The sequence below is a fragment of the Vibrio sp. Vb1554 genome (assembly GCF_033344235.1).
The window spans coordinates 1-1,205 of the sequence record NZ_JAWPOJ010000297.1 but is presented as its reverse complement, the minus strand read 5'-3'; the positions used below and the strand labels follow the sequence as shown (position 1 = coordinate 1,205).

Genomic DNA, 1,205 nt, shown 5'->3' with positions numbered 1-1,205 from the left:
CGTCTCAACGCAGAAGTTCGTTTACTCCTTGAAAACGAAATGGGGATCGTTTGGCTCGTCGGAGAGATATCCAACTTCTCTGCTCCTGTTTCCGGTCACTGGTACCTCACCCTTAAAGATTCTCGTGCTCAAGTAAAATGTGCCATGTTCCGTGGTAACAATCGTCGCGTTACTTTCAAACCTACAAATGGCAATCAAGTTTTAGTTAAAGCCCGTCTGTCTCTGTATGAGCCACGTGGTGACTACCAATTGATCATCGAAAGCATGCAGCCTGAAGGCGATGGTCGTCTGCAACAAGAGTTTGAAGAGCTTAAGATGAAGTTGGCAGCGGAAGGTTTGTTCGCTCAAACCAACAAACTGCCACTACCAGAACATCCAAAGCGTGTTGGTGTCATCACTTCTAAAACAGGTGCTGCGCTTTACGACATATTGGACGTTTTAAAACGCCGTGATCCTTCCCTACCCGTGGTGATTTATCCGACCATGGTCCAAGGTGATGACGCAGCCATTCAAATTGCCCAAGCAATCGGTCGTGCTAATAGCCGAAATGAATGTGATGTATTGATTGTTGGTCGTGGCGGCGGCTCTCTAGAAGACTTATGGTGCTTTAACAATGAGATCCTTGCTCGCACTATTGCTGCAAGTCAAATCCCGATCATTAGTGCTGTGGGCCATGAAGTTGACATGACGATTGCCGATTTTGTTGCCGATGTGCGAGCTCCTACTCCATCAGCTGCCGCTGAACTGGTTAGCCGTGACAACAGCCATAAAGATCAATCGCTTGTAGCGAAACAGCATAAACTAGCTAGTGCGATGCGCTACTACTTAGCGCAGCAAAAACAGCAATCTGCGCAACTTCTGCATCGCTTAGAACGCCAACATCCAAGTTATCAGTTGCAGCGTCAGTCACAGCAACTCGATGAGCTGGATATGCGTTTGCGTAGAGCTATGCAGCGCTTCATCGATACACGTCAACAAGCCGTTGAGCGTAAACACCACCGTCTGCAATTAAACTCTCCTGTTAAACACTTAGCACAACAAAAATCGAGACTTGAACGTGTTGAGCACAAGCTATTAGACGCAATGGATCGAAAACTACTGACGATGCGTCATCAGTTAGCGATTGCGGCAGAAAAGTTAGATACCGTCAGTCCCCTAGCGACACTCAAGCGTGGTTACTCCATCACGCAAACGGAGCAAGGTAA

General features: G+C 47.4%; 1 protein-coding gene. It reads left to right on the top strand.

The window, feature by feature from the left end; genetic code table 11:
* The coding region (gene xseA / locus R8N28_RS25775) for an exodeoxyribonuclease VII large subunit (RefSeq protein WP_318183728.1) at positions 1 to 1,205 on the top strand (1,205 nt) is incomplete at both ends.